General features: G+C 72.7%; 13 protein-coding genes. 6 read left to right on the top strand and 7 right to left on the bottom strand.

The genetic code is table 11. The features are described from left to right. Positions 1 to 167: 167 nt before the first annotated feature. Positions 168 to 1,703, top strand: a complete 1,536-nt coding sequence (locus ACIBAD_RS15105; protein ID WP_398906933.1) for an MFS transporter — start codon at positions 168 to 170, stop codon at positions 1,701 to 1,703. A 24-nt stretch (positions 1,704 to 1,727) separates the two neighbouring features. Here the strand turns inward: ACIBAD_RS15105 and ACIBAD_RS15100 are convergent, their stop codons facing one another. Next, positions 1,728 to 3,062, bottom strand: coding sequence for a tetratricopeptide repeat protein (locus ACIBAD_RS15100; protein WP_134069151.1), 1,335 nt, complete (start codon positions 3,060 to 3,062; stop codon positions 1,728 to 1,730). A gap of 153 nt (positions 3,063 to 3,215) precedes the next feature. Between ACIBAD_RS15100 and ACIBAD_RS15095 the strand changes: the two genes are divergently transcribed. After that, on the top strand, positions 3,216 to 4,583 hold the full coding sequence (locus ACIBAD_RS15095) for a M64 family metallopeptidase (protein ID WP_134069150.1): 1,368 nt from the start codon (positions 3,216 to 3,218) through the stop codon (positions 4,581 to 4,583). Between the two features lie 34 nt (positions 4,584 to 4,617). Here the strand turns inward: ACIBAD_RS15095 and ACIBAD_RS15090 are convergent, their stop codons facing one another. The 6 genes from ACIBAD_RS15090 to ACIBAD_RS15065 form a co-directional block, all read right to left on the bottom strand. Next, a complete protein-coding gene (locus ACIBAD_RS15090) occupies positions 4,618 to 5,379 on the bottom strand; it encodes a hypothetical protein (RefSeq protein ID WP_134069149.1) in 762 nt (253 codons plus the stop codon). A 7-nt stretch (positions 5,380 to 5,386) separates the two neighbouring features. Next, on the bottom strand, positions 5,387 to 10,111 hold the full coding sequence (locus ACIBAD_RS15085) for a putative T7SS-secreted protein (protein WP_398906930.1): 4,725 nt from the start codon (positions 10,109 to 10,111) through the stop codon (positions 5,387 to 5,389). Continuing rightward, complete coding sequence (locus ACIBAD_RS15080) at positions 10,111 to 10,674, bottom strand: hypothetical protein (RefSeq protein ID WP_398906928.1); 564 nt, start codon at positions 10,672 to 10,674, stop codon at positions 10,111 to 10,113. The genes ACIBAD_RS15085 and ACIBAD_RS15080 overlap by 1 nt, the downstream gene beginning before the upstream one ends. Then, positions 10,674 to 11,111 carry an SseB family protein gene (locus ACIBAD_RS15075; protein WP_398906926.1) on the bottom strand — a complete coding sequence of 146 codons (438 nt, stop codon included), beginning with the start codon at positions 11,109 to 11,111 and terminating at the stop codon, positions 10,674 to 10,676. Before ACIBAD_RS15075 ends, ACIBAD_RS15080 begins: the two co-directional genes overlap by 1 nt. A 304-nt stretch (positions 11,112 to 11,415) precedes the next feature. Continuing rightward, positions 11,416 to 12,567, bottom strand: coding sequence for a serine hydrolase domain-containing protein (locus ACIBAD_RS15070; RefSeq protein WP_398906924.1), 1,152 nt, complete (start codon positions 12,565 to 12,567; stop codon positions 11,416 to 11,418). A 109-nt stretch (positions 12,568 to 12,676) separates the two neighbouring features. Further along, complete coding sequence (locus ACIBAD_RS15065) at positions 12,677 to 13,246, bottom strand: HPP family protein (RefSeq protein ID WP_398906922.1); 570 nt, start codon at positions 13,244 to 13,246, stop codon at positions 12,677 to 12,679. 184 nt (positions 13,247 to 13,430) lie between these two features. Here ACIBAD_RS15065 and ACIBAD_RS15060 point away from each other — a divergent pair, with 184 nt between their 5' ends. From ACIBAD_RS15060 to ACIBAD_RS15045, 4 genes are all read left to right on the top strand, one after another. Further along, positions 13,431 to 13,673 (top strand): hypothetical protein, encoded by a 243-nt coding sequence (locus ACIBAD_RS15060; protein ID WP_398906920.1) that lies wholly within the window; start codon positions 13,431 to 13,433, stop codon positions 13,671 to 13,673. 71 nt (positions 13,674 to 13,744) lie between these two features. Continuing rightward, positions 13,745 to 14,818: a GNAT family N-acetyltransferase gene (locus ACIBAD_RS15055; RefSeq protein WP_134069142.1), complete on the top strand. Its 1,074-nt coding sequence runs from the start codon at positions 13,745 to 13,747 to the stop codon at positions 14,816 to 14,818. A 629-nt stretch (positions 14,819 to 15,447) separates the two neighbouring features. After that, a complete protein-coding gene (locus tag ACIBAD_RS15050) occupies positions 15,448 to 16,392 on the top strand; it encodes an isopenicillin N synthase family dioxygenase (protein WP_398906917.1) in 945 nt (314 codons plus the stop codon). A gap of 87 nt (positions 16,393 to 16,479) precedes the next feature. Beyond that, positions 16,480 to 17,013 (top strand): GNAT family N-acetyltransferase, encoded by a 534-nt coding sequence (locus tag ACIBAD_RS15045; protein ID WP_398906915.1) that lies wholly within the window; start codon positions 16,480 to 16,482, stop codon positions 17,011 to 17,013. Positions 17,014 to 17,140 lie beyond the last annotated feature (127 nt).

Raw genomic sequence — 17,140 nt, 5'->3', positions numbered from 1 at the left:
TCGGGGGTTCGGGCGCGGGCCGGTGGCCGGGCATCAGCGTACGGGTGTGCCCTGAGTGTGAGCCTCCTTCGCCCCGAATGAGACGTTGATGTATCATTCGAGGCGAAGGAGGCTCATTGCTGTGCGCAGCGGTGGGCCTCCCCGCCCGCTCTCCCGAACGGAACCCCATGCACGCCCGCCTCCCCACCGCTCCACTCGATCCGCGCCGGTGGATCGTCCTCGCCATCCTTTCCGGCAGCCTGCTGCTGATCTCGATGGACACCACGATCCTCAACGTGGCCTTCCCCTCCCTCGTCGACGACCTCCAGCCCGGCGCCGTGCAGCAGCTGTGGATCATCGACGTCTACGCGCTCGCCCTGTCCGGCCTGCTCGTCACCGCCGGCGCCCTCGGCGACCGCTGGGGCCGCAAGCGGCTGCTCATGGCGGGCTTCACGATCTTCTCCGTCGCCTCCCTGATCGCCGTCTTCTCCACCGAGGCCTGGCACGTGATCGCGGCCCGCGCCCTCCTCGGCATCGGCGGCGCCGCGATCATGCCGTCCACCCTGTCGATCCTGCGCAGCGTGTTCACCGACGCCAAGGAGCGGGCCTTCGCGCTCGCCGTCTGGGCGGCCGTCTTCGGTGGCGGCATGGCGTTCGGCCCGGTCGTCGGCGGCCTCCTCGTCCAGGATTACGGCTGGCACTCCGCCTTCCTCCTGAACCTCCCCGTCGCCGCCGTCATCGTCGCGGCCGGCCTGCGCTACCTCCCCGAGTCCCGCTCCCCGCGCAGCAGCGGCCGCTGGGACTGGTGGGGCGTCGGCCAGTCGATCGTCGGCATGCTCGCCCTCGCGGGCGGCATCAAGCAGCTCGGCAAGAGCGGCGCCGCCGATCCGCTGCCGTGGGCCCTGCTCGCGCTGGCCGCCGTCGCGCTGACCGTCTTCGTACGCCGCCAGCTGCGCGTGGACAACCCGCTGCTCCAGGTCCGGCTGTTCGCCAAGCCCGCCTTCAGCGTCGCCGCCACCGCGATCTTCCTGCCCATGGTGGGCATGGGCGCGATCCTCTTCCTCGTCACGCAGTGGTTCCAGTACGGCCAGGGCTACACCCCGCTCGAAGCGGGCCTGCGCCTGCTGCCCGCCCCGCTCGCCCTGATCTGCGCGTCGATGGTGGCCCCCACGCTGATGCAGCGCTTCGCGATACGGCACGTGCTGGGTGCGGGACTGGTGGTCCTGGCCGCGGGCATGGCCCTGCCCTGGACCTTCCAGCAGTTCACCGAGCTCGGCTACCCGGCCTTCGCGGTGGCCCTCACGGTCATGGGCCTGGGCGCGGGACTCGCCACCACCGTCGCCTCGGTCACGCTGATCTCGGCCGCGCCGGCGGAAGAGGTCTCCAGCGCGGCCGCCATCGAGGAGACCTGCTACGAACTCGGCTCGGCCATGGGCGTCGCCGTCCTCGGCAGCATCGCGGCCGTCCTGTACCGCGGCAACCTGCCGGCCCTCGACCTGGACGGCGCCACCGCCGAGGGCGTCCGCGAATCCGTCGGCGAAGCCGCCCACATCGCCGAACGGCTGGGCGGCACGGTGGGCAAGGGCCTGATCGAGGCGGCCTCCCAGGCCTACACCCTCGCCATCACGCCGGCCTTCCTCATCGCGGGCCTCCTCGCGGTGGCCGCGGCGGCCACGACGTGGACGATGATCCCGCGCGACCTCCGGCCCACCGAGAACCACTGACCCGGCCGCGCCCCGGCGCCCGCGTCACCGCCGCAGCGGTGACGCGGGCGCCGGGCCCAGCGTGGTGGTGCCCGGCGCCGCGCGGTGGCCAAGCCCCGTACGGTACGCGTCCAACGCGGCCTCGATCCGTCCCGTACGCCGCAGCAGGTCGCCCAGCAGCCGGCACAGATCGGCCAGATCCCCGCTGGCCCCGCTGCGTTCCAGCAGGGTGAGCGCCTGGACGTAGTGCTCCTCGGCGGACTCGGTCTCCCCGCGCTCCTCGGCCATCAGCCCGAGCAGCCGGTGCGCCCCGCCCGCGTGCACGGCGCCGTGGCTGTCGCCCAGCTCCAGCAGCCCGGAGAGCAGTTCGGCGGCCTCCTCGCAGCGGCCCAGCCGGCGCAGTACGTCGGCCAGTTCCACCTCGACCTGCGCCGTGTAGAGGGCGGCCCGCCGGGCCGCGAGGATGTCCCGGGCCGTGCGCAACTCCGCCTCCGCCGCCGCCAGATCGCCGTTCTGCGCTTGTACGTAGCCCCGCATCCAGTGACAGTGCGCCAGATCGGTCCGCAGCCGCAGCTGCCGGTAGATCGCCTGGGCCTTGGCGAGGGAGGCGTCGGCGTCCGCCGGCCGCCCCGCTGCGAGGAAGGTGCGGGCGACCTGCCGGTGCATCCCCGCCACCAGCGCCGGATCGGCCACTTGCGGAGCCAGCGCCAGCGCCAGCTCGGCCGCGTGCGCGGCCCGGGCGTGGGCGCCCATGTCGATGTACGGGCTGATCACGGCGGCGTACAGCAGCACCAGCGCCTCCGGATCGGCCAGCCCGCTCGCGTTCAGCTCGTCGATGGCGGACTCGAGCAGGTAGCAGGCGTAGCGGAGCTCCCCGGCGAGCAGGTGCGCGACGGCCCGGCCGCGGATGGGGCGGGCCCGGCGGGGGAGCGGCTCGTCGGCCAGCAGCCGCTCGGCCTCCTCGAAGCGGCCGATGGCATCCGGGAGTTCCCCCGCCTCCAGTGCGCAGTCGCCGAGTCCGAGCAGCGCCTCCGCCCGTTCGGCGTCGAGGCCGAGCCGTTCCGCGTCCGCCAGCAGCTGTCGGTAGCGTACGGCCGCCTCTGCGGCGGCCCCCGTGGCCAGCGTCTGCTGGGCGTCCGTGAGGGCGAGGCGCAGCTCGGTGGCCAGGTGGGCGGGGCGGCCGGTGGCGAGCTCCTCGTACGAGGTGCCGAGCCGCTCCGCGAGGAAGCGCAGGGCCGTCTCGGAAGGCCGGACCTTGCCCGACTCCAGCGTCGAGATGTAGGCGGAGGTGTACGAGGGCTCCGCCAGTGCCCTTTGCGTGAGTCCGCGTTCGGCGCGCATGCGCTGAACCCTGCGGCCGATCTCGGCCGGTTCGTCCATGAAGACCCCCTGGTCGCTCCAACTCCCCATGGTGCAGGGGTGGCTGGCCATTGCGCACGTCCCGTGCGCCCCCTAGTTTAAGCAATCGGTTCAGCGCACTTATCGCACCGCTTAACTTCCGGTGACTTCCGGCCTCTTCCCGGGGAGAACTCCATGGACGCGTCCCTCCGCTTGACGCTGCGCGCCGCCTTGGCCGCGGCCTGTACGACGGCCCTGCTGCTGGCCGCGGGCCCGCTGGGCACGGCGGCCGCGGCACCACCGCCGATACCGTCACCGGCGAAGGCCGGTAGCGGTACCCAGGTGGAGATACCCGGGCCCGAGAACGGCACGGCCGCCGGATCCGGCCACGTCCGGGTCCCCGCCGCCGGGCAGGCGAAGAAGGCCCCGCAGCTCTCCGAAGCCGAGCGGGCGGCCGACGGCGAGGTCGGCAAGCTGGTCGACAACGGCCCGACCGCAGACCGCCTCGACATCGTCGTCATCGGCGACGGGTACACCGCCGCCGAGCAGGACCGGTTCCACGCCGACGCCCGGGCCAAATGGGCCGAGATCACCGCCGTCGAGCCGTACTCCACGTACCGGAACCTCTTCAACGTCTGGACGGTCGACGCCGTCTCCCACGACTCCGGCGTCTCCGGCGACCCCACGCCGGCCACCGTCCGCGACACCGCCCTCGGCTCGTACTTCTGGTGCGAGGACATCGAGCGGCTGCTCTGCATCGACCAGCCGAAGGTGGACGCGTACGTGGCGAAGGCACCGGCGGCCGATCTGGTCCTGGTCCTCTCCAACAGCACCAAGTACGGCGGGGCCGGGTACAACGAGCCCAGCGCCGCCCTCGGATACGAGGGGATATCGACCGCCTCCGCCGGCAACGCGAAATCCGGCCAGGTGGCCATCCACGAGACGGGTCACTCCCTGGGCAAGCTCGCCGACGAGTACTTCTACCCGAACACCCCGGGATACGAGAAGTACGACGGCCCCGAGCCCGTCGACTCCAACACCTCCACGCTGCCCGCCGACCGGATGGCCGCAGAGCGGGCCAAGTGGTACCGGTGGCTCGGCGCGGAATCGCCCGACGGCGGCAAGGTCGGGGCGTACGAGGGCGGCGGCTACTACGTCACCGGCCTGTACCGGCCCACCGACAGCTCGATCATGCGCGTGCTCGGCAAGCCCTTCAACCTGCCCGGCACCGAGGCGATGATCGCCGGCTTCTACCAGCACGCGAAGGCCGCCGCCCCGCTCACCCCGACCGGACGCACCCTGCGGCTGCGCAACACGGCGAAGGTCTCCGTGCCCCGGCTGGCCGGTGCGGACGGACGGCAGCTCGACGTCCGCTGGTACCTCGACGGCCGGGAGTTGAAGCGGTTCGCGGGCCGTACCGAGGTCGGGGTCGCCGAGCTGTGGCTGTTCGACCTGCGCACGCACAAGCTGTCGGTCACGGCCGAGGACCGCACCCCCTCGGTCCGCGACCCGAAGATCGCCCGCACCCTGAAGTCCACGGTCGACTGGAGCGTCCGCCTGTAGGGGGTGTCAGTACAGACACGGCTACAGACACGGCTCAGCCGGTCCCGTAGTCCTCCACGTACGTCGCGATCAGCTGGAGCAGGGCGTCGGCCCGCCGCCGGTCCCCGCGCTGCGCGCGCAGGGCCTCGTCGGCGGCCCGAAGCCGGGCCAGGGCAGCCGGTTCGCCGTCGACCACGTCCTCGACCACCGGCGTGGTGACCAGGTCCAGGCACTCGGTGAGCAGGCGGCGGGTGGCGGGGGACGGCGGGCCCGGATCAGGGTCGACGAAGCTGCTGGTCAGGTACTGCGCGGGATCGGTGAGGCTCCAGCCGACGACGGCGCCGCGCTGGACCAGAAGGGCGACATCGGGTGCGATGCCGATACGGGCATCCAGCGGCTCGTCCAGCACGTCGAGGTCGCGCAGGCCGGTCAGCACCGTGTCCCCGGGGGCCCGGCACAGCACCGAGCACCTCTCGTGCCGGAAGTCCCGGGCCTCGTCGGCGAGCAGCCCGCCCGGGCGTACTTCGGGCAGGCGGGGAAGGCGGGCGGCCTCCGCGGCGGAGGCGGACTCTTCCGGCCAGCGGAACTGCGCCGCGACGAGCTCGCGGCTGTCCGTGTCGAACCGGAGGACGTCCGGCGCGTCCCACAGCACCTCCTGGCTGCCGAAGGTGTCCGCGAGGAAGCGCTCACGCTCCGCCACATCCGCGTAGGGCGCGATGTCGACGGAGGCGTCACCGGTGAAGCGGGGCGTGATGCGCATCGGTTCGTCCGTCACCGTCGCGCGCCAGTCGCCGTCGAACGTCAACTTCGTGGTCATTCCTGCCTCATCTGATCTGCTTTGCCGGGGCCATGTATCCGTCCTTGAGGGGAACCCTGCCCTCCACGAGGTCTTCGTGGGTGATGGGCGGGTGGGGGTCCGTGGGATTCCCGCCGAGCGCCTTCGCCCCGCTGTCGCCCTTGATACCCGACGAGCCGTAGGCCGTGATGGCCTGGCCCTGGGTCTGGCCGGGCCCGTCGAGCACGACGATGTCCTCGCCCTGCCGGAAGATGAGCCTCTGGCCTGTTCCCGTCGACTGGTACACGGCATCCGGATTCTTCAGGATTTCCGTGACCCGTTCGTCGCTCATCGCGTGCCGCGTGTCCCCGTGGTACTCGCGGTGCTTCCTGAACCCCCCGTCCTCCGCTCTGTCGATGACGTCGTCCACGACCTTGTCGAGTCGCTTCTGGGCCTTCTCCTCCTTCGTGTACTTGGGCATGAGGCCCAGCGGGTCGCACCCGCTGTGCGGGTTGCCCACGTACGCGACCGGGTTCGGGGCGGGGGCCAGGCCCAGGGGGTCCGGGGAGGTGTAGCGGCCCGTTTCCGGGTCGTAGTGGCGGAAGTGGTTGTAGTGGAGGCCGGTCTCGGGATCGTAGTACTGGCCGGGGAAGCGGAGCGGGGTGTAGGTGCTGCTGTCGCGGGCCCAGGCGGTGGTGCCCCACAGGGTGGCACGGGAGCGCCAGGCGATGCCGCCCGCCTCGTCGATCAGCTCGGTGGGGGTGCCGATGAGGTCGGTGGCGATGGCGAAGAACCGGCGGTCGACCTCCTCCTGGCGGTCGTCGGCCGTCAGGATGCGCTCGGTCTGGGACAGCGGGACGCCTCCGCGGTGGTCCCAGGTGAGGGCGACCGTGTCCGGCCGGTCCGGGTGGTGGCTGGTCTGTTCGCACAGGGTCATGCCGTCCCAGGCGAACCGGACCTCCTCGGCCACGCTCTCGCCGTCGGCCGCGAGGCGCTGCTTCGCCGTACGGCGCCCGAGCGGATCGTAGCGGTACCTCCAGCGGGTCCCGTCGGGGGTGGTCACCGAGGTGAGGCGGTTCTCCGTGTCCCACGTGTAGCGCCAGGTGTCGGGCTTGCGGGAGAGCCGGGTCTTCTGCCGCAGGGTGACCCGCCCGAGGGCGTCGTACTCGAACCGGACGCCTCCGGCGCGGGTGAGCCGGGTTCCCGTGTACGTGCGCGGTCCGGTGGCCTCCCCGCCGGGGTGGCCGGAGGGCCAGGAAGCCGAGGTCTGGTTGCCGGTGGCGTCGTAGGCGTACCGCTCCGTCCAGCCCCGGGCGTGGACCGCGGTGACCCGGCCCGCCCGGTCCAGGTCGAACGTACGGGTGCCCGACAGCCGATCGGCGACGGACGTCAGACGGCCGTCGGCGCGGTAGCCGTAGGAACGGCTGTTGACGGCGCGCCCTGCCGCGGTGACGTGCTGCTCGGAGAGCCGTCCGGCCTCGTCCCAGGCCGAGGTCATGGTGACCGCGCCGCCGAAGACGCGGGCCAGCTCCCGGCCGGCGGCGTCGTGGGTGAAGTCGACGCGGCGGCCGCCCGTGGTGATGCGGTGGGCCTGTCCGTCGGCGCCGTAGGCGTACGAGGTGACGTGCCCGGTGGGCGTGGTGCGGCGCGTGCGGCGGCCCACGGAGTCGTAGGCGTAGCTGATGGGCCTGCCGTCGACCAGCTCGGTCTTGGTGTGTCCGCGGCGGTCGTACTGGTACCGCAGCTCCCCGTCCGGTCCGACCGCCTCCAGCAGGCGTCCGGCCCGGTCGTAGGCGTAGTTCGTCACCCGGCCGTCGACGTCCTTGACGATCGCCCGGCCGAGCTGGTCGCGCTCGAACGCGACGGTCCCGCCGAGCGCGTCGACGCGGGCGGCCAGCCGGCCCGCCGCGTCCAGCCGGTAGGTGAGGGTGCGGCCGTCGAAGTCGGTCTCGGAGACGATGTTGTCGGCGGCGTCGTACGTGTACGTCCAGGCCAGCCCCTGCGGATTGGTGACGCGGGTCAGGCGCAGCGCGGAGTCGTGCTCGAACTCGTAGCGGGCGCCGTCGGGTTCGGTGCGGGCGACCGGCAGGTCGCAGTGGGTGTACTCGAAGCGGGTCACCCCACCGGACGCGTCGGTGCGGGCGAGCAGGTTGCCCTCGCCGTCGTAGGTCCACGTCTCGGTGGCGCCGTCGGGTCCGGTGCGCCGGGTGAGCTGCCCGTCGGCGTCCCATTCCAGGAGGGTGACGCCACCCGTCGGACCGGTGATGCGGACCGGCCTGCCGAGGGCGTCGCGCTGCGTGCGGGTCACGGCGCCGGCCGGGTCGGTCACCTCCACGGGCAGCCCGGCCGCGTCGCACACCACGCGGGTGACGGCCCCCTCGGCGTCGGTGAGCGAGGTGAGGCGGGCGGCATGGTCGTACGTGTAGCGGGTGGTGGCGCCGGCCGGGTCGGTGACCGCCGTGCGGTTGCCGCGTTCGTCGTACTCGTGGAGCATGCGTGCGCCGTCCGGCGCGAAGACTTCCACGGGCAGACCGAACCGGCCCCGCACGGTGCGCAGTTCGCTCCCGTCGGGGCGTACGGCGCGGACGACGCGGCCGTCCTCGTCGTACGAGAAGACGGTCGTGAGGCCCAGCGGGTCGGTGCGGGACAGCAGGTTGCCACGCGGGTCGTAGGTGAAGCGGGTGGTGTGGCCCAGCGGGTCGGTGACGGCCAGCAGCTTGCAGCCGGGGCCGAACAGGTGGCGGGTCGCGTGCCCGTCGGGGGTGGTCAGGGTGGTGGTGTGGTGACCCGTCTCCGGGTCCGGCTCGGTGTACGTGAAAGTGAGCTGGATGTGGCCGGCCTCGCCGCCCTCCGCCACGACGCGGTCGCAGTCGTCGTAGACGTAGTCGTAGCGGGCGGCGTTGGAGTCGATCCAGGCGATGACGCGCCGGCGGTCGTCGTAGACGAACGTGGTGGTGGCGCCCGAGGGCTTGATGGCCCGGGTGAGGTTGCCGTCCTCGTAGCCGTAGCCCATCAGGGGCAGGTCCGTGCCGCCCTCGCCCGCGCCGGCCAGGGACAGGGCGGTGACCAGACCGTCGGTGACGGACACGGTCACCCGGTGGCCCGCCGAGTGCACCAGGGCCAGCGGCAGGCCGTCCTCGTCGCGGTCGACGGTGATCGTGTGGCCGTTGCGCTCGGTGATGGCCGAGAGCCAGGCTTCGCCGTCGCCCCCCGGCTCGCCGCCGGACGGGGCGGTGAAGTGGAAGACCAGGCCGCTGTCGGGCTCGGTGACCGTGTAGTCGCCCTCGGGGCCGCGGGCCAGCAGGGTGCGGCCCCGGCCCTTGTCCGGCCGGGTGGGCACACCGGGGGCCGGGTGCGGGTACGCGATCAACAGCCCTTCGGCGGTGACGTGGATGACGCCGGCCTCGTCGATCTCCAGCCGCTCGTCTACCGTGGACGTCCAGGCGGGTCCCAGGAAGCGCCCGACCGGGCAGCCGGATTCGGTGCGGCGGGTGAAGACCAGCGGCAGGATGCCCGGCAGTTCGAAGTCGGTCTGGGGCAGGAACATCCGCCCCGTGGCGAGGTCCACCGGGTCACCACCCCCCTTGCGGTCGCCGTCCGCGGTGTTGTGGCTGCCGTCGGGGGACTCCTCCACCCGGTCGCGCACCTTCGGACCCTTGACGTCGTCGAGGTGCTTGGCGGCCGTCCCCAACTTCTTGAGGGAGCCCAGGCCCTTGGAGCCGACGAGCTCGGGCAGGAGCTTGCCGATGCCCTCGCTGGGATCCTTCATGAACTCGTCGAGCATCTGCTTGCCCGCGCCCCACGGGTCGTTGGCCATGGTGACCAGTCCCGCGGCCGTCGAATTCAGGCTGGTGAGGTACTCGGCCGGGTGGGTGAGGTTGTAGGGGTCCATCGGGTTGAGAGCGCGGGCGAAGTTGGCGATGCCCGCCGTGCCCTTCACGACGCCGCCGAGCAGGTGGGTGGTGGCGAGGTCCAGGTAGTCGAGGCCGTCGCCGAGCTGCTCGGCGTACGAGGGCTTCTTCGGGGCGGCGTCCCGGGCGGCCTTGACGGCGGTGCGGAGGTTCTCGGCGACCTCGTTGCGCTGCTTGCGGGCGTTGTCGAGCTTGTCCTGCGCGGCGGTGGCCATCGCCTTGCCCGGGTCGGGGTAGTCGTCCCCGGGGCGGGGCGGCAGGGTCTCCTTCTTCGCCTTGTACGCGTCGTTGTACTCCTTGACGAGCTTGTTGTGCGCGGTGCGGGCGTCCTCGGAGGCCTTCTTCGCCTTGTTGTAGTCGTCGAGGGCCTCCTTCGCCTTGCCCTGCGCCCATTCGACGGTCTCGGCGAAGCGGCCCATGGCGTCGGCGGCCTTCTCGAAGGCCGAGGCGGCGGTGAACCAGCGCGGCGGCTCCTTCGCGACGGAGTCGCGGAACGCGCCGGCGGTCTCGCCCCTGAGCCCGTCGGGCCGGGTCAGGCTCTTCAGGCCGTTGCCGACGGATTCGAAGGCCTTCCTGAAGTCATTCAGGTGGGCGACCTGCTCGCGGATCTTCGAAGGGCTGCCGTAGACCAGCTTCTTCGGGTCCTCGGTCTGGCCGAGTTCGAGTTCCTCCACGTCCGCGCCGAGCCGGTTGGCGGCCGAGCGGCTCTTCTCCCGGATCCAGTCGCCCGCATCGTCGAGGCCGACCTCCTCCGCTAGGTCGGCCGTCTTGTCGCCGGCCCACTCGATGGCGTCGCCGACCCCCTCGACGGCGTCCTCGGCCACGTCCTCGACCGAGTCGGGTATGTAGTCGCGCCATCCCATCAGTTGCCGCCCCCGTCGCCCTGCGCCTGGTCCAGCAGGTCCTTCAGGGAACCGATCTTGCCGGTGGAGGTCACCGTGTCCTTGGTGTCCGACCAGGTCTTCTCGATGTCCTGCGCGCCCTTCTCGAACGACTCGGCGCTGTAATCCGGCTTGTAGACGTCCGCGCTGAAGATGTTCCCCCAGGACTTCTGCTCGATCTCGTCCTCGGTGGCGTGCGGATTCCCGTACGCGGCGTTCGCGGCCACCTTGAACGCACCCTGGATGTACTGGTCCTCCTCCCACATCGTCCCCGCGGCGATGCCCAGGTTGCCGGCCAGGGTGGATGCGTCCTGGATCAGGGCGCGCACGCCCCACTCCCAGCGCTCGCAGAAGTCCTCGAAGTCCGTGGCCAGTCCCGCGTGCCCGGTCTCCATCCCCGTCATCGACAGGTTCTCGAAACCCGCCCCCTGCGAGGCCCCGGCCGCATCGCCGGACTCCCTCAACTCCGCTATCGCCGCGCGCAGACCGACCTGGATCGATGCGACCGCCGCCGGCGAGACCTCAAGGTCCCCGTCGCCCGCCATCAGGCCACCGCCCCGCCGGCGATGTCGACGGCGCAGGCATCGGGGACGATCCCGGCGACCGGCGGAAAGAGCATCGACCCGTCCTGGTCGGCCACGTTCACCGCCACCCCGGCCGGCCCGTCGACCTGAGGAACGACCGCGTCGACCAGCCGCGCGCCGAGGACCGCCAGGTACGGCCACTCCCGGCCGTCCTCCCCGCGGGCCCGGGCGAACCGGAACAACGCCTCCTCGCCGGTGAACGCGTAGAACCAGCGGATCCCGCCCGATCCGGCCGACATCAGACCACCGGCGGCATCACCGGCCCCGGCGCCGTCACCGGCGGCAGCGGCGTCGCGGGTGACCGGAACGAGCAGTGTGGCGCGGCGGAACTCGCCCACCAGACGCCCCGGATTTCCCCGGCCCTCCCGGAAATCGGCTATCTCGTCTGGCAGTCCCATGGCTGTGCGCCCCCTCTGCAAGTTCCATCTGCAAGGAGTGAACAGTACCTCGATGGCTGAAATGGCCTGAAGGGGCGAGGCGTCGGACGGCACACGAAATCGACCCCACGCGCGTGCGTCGTGCCAATACTCCGAACGGGAGCCCGGGTTGCTCCGGCGACCGACGCCGGTCCGGGGCGTTCCCGTGCATGGCTGCGCCGCGGCGCACTCGGCGGCCACGTACGGCGCGTTGCCGTTGCATACGCCAGGTGGTTCTGCGAACCGCCGCCGAGGGGGCGCAATGTGATCGTCGGTCGAGTGCAGCTCAGGCGCCGGCCGCGTACGTCCAGAAATCGCGCATCACGGCCGGCGGGGTCGGGCTGTTCATCGCCCGCTGGGTGAGCAGGACGGAGACGGTGCCGGTGGACGGGGTGATGTGGCCGGCGGTTCCGGTGCCGCCGATCCAGCCGTACCGACCCGGCACGTTCCACGGATCGCGGGTCGTGACGTCCACCGAGCCGCCGAACCCCCAGCCCTGGCCCTCCAGGAACAGCTCGCCGCCGGCCCGCTGGGCCGGGGTCAGCCAGTCGGTCGTCATCCGCTGCACCGACTTGGCCGACAGGAGCCGGCCCCGGCCCCCGTCCAGCGCCCCCTCCGCGAGCAGCATCCGGCCGAACGCGCACCAGTCGTCGGCGGTCGAGACCAGGCCCCCGGCGCCGGAGGGGAAGGCCGGGAGGCTGCTCCACTGCCCGTGCGGGGCGTCGGCCGGTTCGAGGCCGCCACCGCCCTCGCGGTAGAAGGTCGTGAACCGGCCCAGGTCGGCGGCCGGGACGCAGAACCCGGTGTCCGCCATGCCCAGGGGCTCGAAGATCCGCTCGGCCATGAACTCGGGCAGGGACTGCCCGGAGACCCGGGCGATGAGCACGCCCAGGATGTCGGAGCAGGTGTTGTACAGGAAGGCCTCGCCCGGCTGGTACAGCAGCGGAATGCCCGACAGCGTCTTCAGCCAGGCGTCCGGCGCCGCCGTGCGCTGCGGCTCCGGCGGCCCCTGCTTCAGCTCGTCGACCAGCGGCGCGACCGCGGGCAGCGAGAAGTCGGACGGGAACCCGTACCCGGCGCGGGAGGTGAGCAGGTCGAACACGGTGATCGGGCGGTCGGCCGGCACCACGTCGTCGAGCGGGCTCGCGGGCGTACGGGCGACGAGGGGGGAGGCCAGCTCCGGCAGCCACGGGGCGATCTCGTCCTCCAGGGCCAGCAGGCGCTCCTCGACCAGCGTCATGACGGCCGCGGCCGTCACGGGTTTGGTCATGGAGGCGATCCGGAAGATCGAGTCCCGGACCATCGGAGCCGTGCCCTCGACGTCGGCCGAGCCGACGGCCGCCACCTCCACCCGGTCGCCACGGGCCACCAGGCCCACCGCCCCGGGCAGCGATCCGCTGCCCACGTGCCGTTCCAGGATGTCGCGCAGCTCGCTCATCACTCCACCTCTCCCGATCCCGCTCCGGATGCCTGCTTCACAGACTCCCGCAGCGCCGCGCATTCATCGGCCGGACGCGCGGCGGACGCACGGGGGAGGACCGGAAGGATCACCACCAGTAGGCGGGGTACCTCGGTGCCTTGCGCCGGATGCGCGAAGCGGCGTACCCGGTCAGGACGAGCAGCACCGTCGCGCCGAAGAGCAGAGGGACGAACCGGGCGGGGGCCGGGCTCTGGAGCACGATCACGACGGAGGTGGCGCAGGCGGGCGAGTGCGGGGTGCGGGCGGCCATCAGCAGCGCGAGGGTGACCCCGGCCGCGACGGCCGCGGCCCAGGCGCTGCTGCCGGCGGCGGCGAGGGCGCCGTAGCCGACGGCGGTGCCCAGCAGATGGCCGACGACCACACCGCGCGGCTGGGCCAGGGGCAGGGTGGGGGCGCTGTGCACGAGGGCGGCGCTGGCGGCCAGCGGCGGTATGAGCACCGGCTCGTGGAGCAGCGCCCCGATCCCGACGAGCCCCAGCAGCACCGATGTCACGGCGCTGGTGCTGTGGAACGCGGCCGCGGTGGTGGGGCGGGCGGGAGCCCGGCCGGCGGTGAGCCGGGACCGGGGGGAACCGGCGGCGGACTCGGAGCCAGGGGCGGTGGCGGACGGGGACGGGGACGGCAGGACGGTGCTCATGTGCAGGTTCCGGGGCAGGACGACGGGGCGAATGCGGTCGAGGCGGCACGGGGGCAGGGTGATCAACCGCCGCCCCGGCCTCGCGCCTGTCCTTGGTACGGCCGACGCAGACCGGCTACGACCTTATCCGTCAGGTGTGCGGAGCCCGCTCCGGGGGAGGGATACGGGTAAGGAAGGACGAAACATGACGACGCACGCCCACGACGCAGAGGTGCCCCCACCCGCCGCCCCGGCCGATCCCGCTGCCCCGGCCGATCCCGCTGCCCCGGCCGATTCCGTCGGCGCCGATCCCGCCGGCCCGGCCGAGGGTGGAGAGTCGGCCTGCCTGCTCCACCTGGTCTGCCCCGACTGCGGACGGCTCGCGACCGTTCGCGGCGCCCGGTCCTGCTCCCGTTGCGGTGCCCCGCTCCCGGCCCCCGGCTCCTGACGCCGCCGAGACCGCGGCCGCGCCGGATATCCGGTGGCCCGGGCGAGGGCGGCGGTCCTAGGGTGCGAGCCATGACGATCATGGGCTCCGAAGCCGTAGACCGATCCGTGTACCTGACCGCACAGGCGCTCCGGAGGGTGGCGCACCTCGACTGGTCCGTCCCCGCCGCGGGCCTGGAGTGGAGCTGTTACGACACCGCCGTCCACGTGGCGAGCGATTTCACCGGGTACGCCACCCAGCTCACCGGGCGCTCGACCAGCGGGTACGCCCCCTTCGACATCAGCGCCGACCCCGGCACCAGCCCCGAGGGCCTGATCCAGGTCATCGAGGCCACCGGGGGCCTGCTGTCCGCCGCCGTGGCCGTGACCGACCCCGAGGTCCGTGCCTGGCACCCGTACGGAATGGCGGGCCCGGACGGATTCGCCGCGATGGGCGTCGTCGAGACGCTCCTGCACACCCACGACATCCTGAACGCCCTCGGCGTCCACGACTGGGCACCCGACGCGGACCTCTGCGAGCAGGTCCTCGACCGGCTCTTCCCCCAGGCACCGCGCGACATCGCCGCCCCGTGGCCGACCCTGCTGTGGGTGACCGGCCGGGGTGAACTCCCGGGCCTGCCCCGCCGCACGGCGTGGCGCTGGTACGCCGAACCCATCGCCACGGAACGCGTCGTGCTCTGCGAGATCTCCCCGCTCGTCGCCGGGGACCTCCGCGACGGCGGCACCGGCGGCTTCGCCTGGGCCGAGGACGGCCCCGGCGAGGGCACGCGGGTCGCCTCCGGGATGGTGGCCAAGGCGCGGGAGGAGGGCACGTTCCGCCCGGGATGGGGCGCGTACGCCGTCGTCCGTACCCGGGACCGGCGCGCGATCGGCGGGATCGGCTTCCACGGGGCCCCCGACGCCGAGGGGAACGCGGAGGTCGGCTACGACCTCGTACCGTCGGCCCGTGGCAACGGGTACGTCACCGACGCGCTGAAGGGCCTGGTCGCCTGGGCCTTCGGGCAGCCCGGCGTGACCGCGCTGCACGCCAGGGTGGACGAGGACAACGCGCCCTCCCAGGGCGTGCTCGTCCGGGCGGGCTTCGAGCGGACGGGCTCCACCGAGGGAGGCGAAGCCCGTTACATCCTGCGGGCGGCCCGCCGGTAGCCGCGGGCTCAGTGGCCGCTGCCCAGTGGCCGCAGTTGGTGACCCACTTGTGGGAGGAGATGCGGTCGTTCCACTCCCACGGGATGTTGCCGGCCGAGCCGTTCGGGGCGCACGTGGACGCCCCGCCGTAGCCGATGTGCTCGTAGACGCGGACGCCCCCGAAAGAGCCGGCGTACCCGTTGTCCCACCAGGACGAGGCCCGGTCGTTCATCGGCCAGGGTCCGCCCGTCGGGGCTGAACACCACCGAGCCGACGACGTCGGTGTGGCCCGCGAGACCCGACGGCGCGGTGCTGGCCTCCGGCGGCTTCGATGCCACCCTCCGGCTGGCGGGGACCGGCGAGGCGCGGCTCATCGCGGACGCCTGCGCGCACACAGGACCCCGGATCACCCGCGCCCAGTGGTCCGCGCACCTGCCGTACGTCGCGTACTCGCCGCCGTGCAGCGGGCTGGAGCAGCGTCGTTGGGACCCCGTGGGGACGCCGGACGGTAGCCTCGGGTGGACGCCCGACACCGGCCCGGAAGGCAGGTCCCGATGGCGAGTTCAGCCGATGCACCAAGTACTCCTCCTCCGCCTTCTTCTCCTTCTCCTTCTCCGGCTTCCTCCGCTTCCGCGCGTTCCCCGGTTCCCGTGATCGACCTCGGGCCGTGGCGGTCCGGTGGGGCCGGGGCGCGGGAGCGGATCGCCGCCCGCGTCGACGAGGCCCTCCAGGCCGCCGGGTTCCTGCTGATCACCGGGCACGGAGTGGATCCCGGGCTGCCCGCGCGGATCCGGGAGGCCGCCAAGGAGTTCTTCCGGCTGCCGCCCGAGGCGAAGGAGCCGTACGCCGTCGCGGTCGGCGGCCGCGGATGGCTGGGACCGGGCGCCGAGGCCAACAGCTACGCGGAAGGGGCGGCCTCGCCGCCCGACCTCAAGGAGTCCTGGTCCTGTGCGGCGGACGAGCCCACCGGGGATCCGTCCGTGGACGCCGAATGGTTCCGGCCGAACGCCTGGCCGGCCGAGGTGCCGGCGCTGGGGCCACTGGCCGTCGAGTACATCGCCCGGATGCGGGCCCTGTCCGACGAGCTGCTGGAACTCCTCGCCACCGCACTCGGCCTCGCCGCCGACCACTTCACCCGCCACACCGGGCACCCCACCTGGGGGTTCAACCTCAACTGGTACCCGGGCACGGAGGTGCTCGGCGAACCCCTGCCGGGCCAGTTCCGCATCGGGGCGCACACGGACTTCGGGACGGTCACCGTCCTCGACCGCGAGCCGGGCTCGGGCGGCCTCCAGATCCACACCGACGCCGACGGCTGGCAGGACGCCCCGTACGACCCGGCCGCGCTCACCGTGAACATCGGCGACCTGATGGCCCGCTGGACCGGGGACCGCTGGCGCGCCGGCCGCCACCGGGTGCTGCCGCCGCCCGCCGACGCGCCGGCCGAGGAGCTCGTCTCGCTGGTCTACTTCTACGAATGCGACCCGCACACCCGGGTGGAGTCCCTCCCGGCGCCGGTCGGCCGGGTGGTCCACGACCCCGTGGACTCCCACGCCTACCTGCGGGCGAAGCTGGACGCGATCACCGTGTCCTGACCTGTTCGGAGGCGGTGACCGGGGACGCGGCGGCCGCCCGGGCGGACCCGATTACCGCTGGTCGGCGCTGTTCGGCAGGATGGGGGCATGACCGAGATCCGCACCCCCCGCCTGCTCCTGCGCCGCTGGACCGACGACGACCTCGTCCCCCTGTCGGAGATCAACGCCGACCCCGACGTCATGCGCTGGATCGGCGACGGCTCCACCCTCGACCTGGACGAGACCGCCGAGGAGATCGAGCGCTGGGAGGAGGAGTGGGACGAGGAGGGCTTCGGCCTGTTCGCCGTCGAGCTCCTGGCCTCGGGCGAGCTGATCGGGGCGGTCGGGCTGACCGTGGCGCAGTCCCCCCCGGAGGTACGGGACTTCGTCGCGATCAGCTGGCGGCTCGGCCGCCCGTACTGGGGCCAGGGCTACGCCTCCGAGGCGGCTCAGGCCTCCCTGGAGTTCGCCCTCCAGGACCGCGGCCTCGACCGGGTCATCGCGGTGAACCGGTCGGGCCACGAGGAGTCCGAGAACGTGATCCGCAAGCTCGGCATGGTGCTGGACCTCGACACGACGGACCCGGAGAACGGCCACCTGCTCCAGGTCCACAGCATCGACCTGACGGAGTACGAGGGCTGATACGGGGCCCGACCCGCGGGCTCGGTCCGCGGCCTAGGTGTATTGCCCAGTGAGGTTGGGGACGCGGCTGGCGGGTGGTTTGCCTGCGAGCGCGGTGTGTCCGCGGTGGTGATTGTAGGTGTGCAGC

The sequence above is a fragment of the Streptomyces sp. NPDC051109 genome, from assembly GCF_044455885.1.
In the GTDB taxonomy this organism is placed as follows: domain Bacteria; phylum Actinomycetota; class Actinomycetes; order Streptomycetales; family Streptomycetaceae; genus Streptomyces.
The sequence above is the reverse complement of the archived record's forward strand: the minus strand, read 5'-3'. Positions and strand labels throughout refer to the sequence as shown.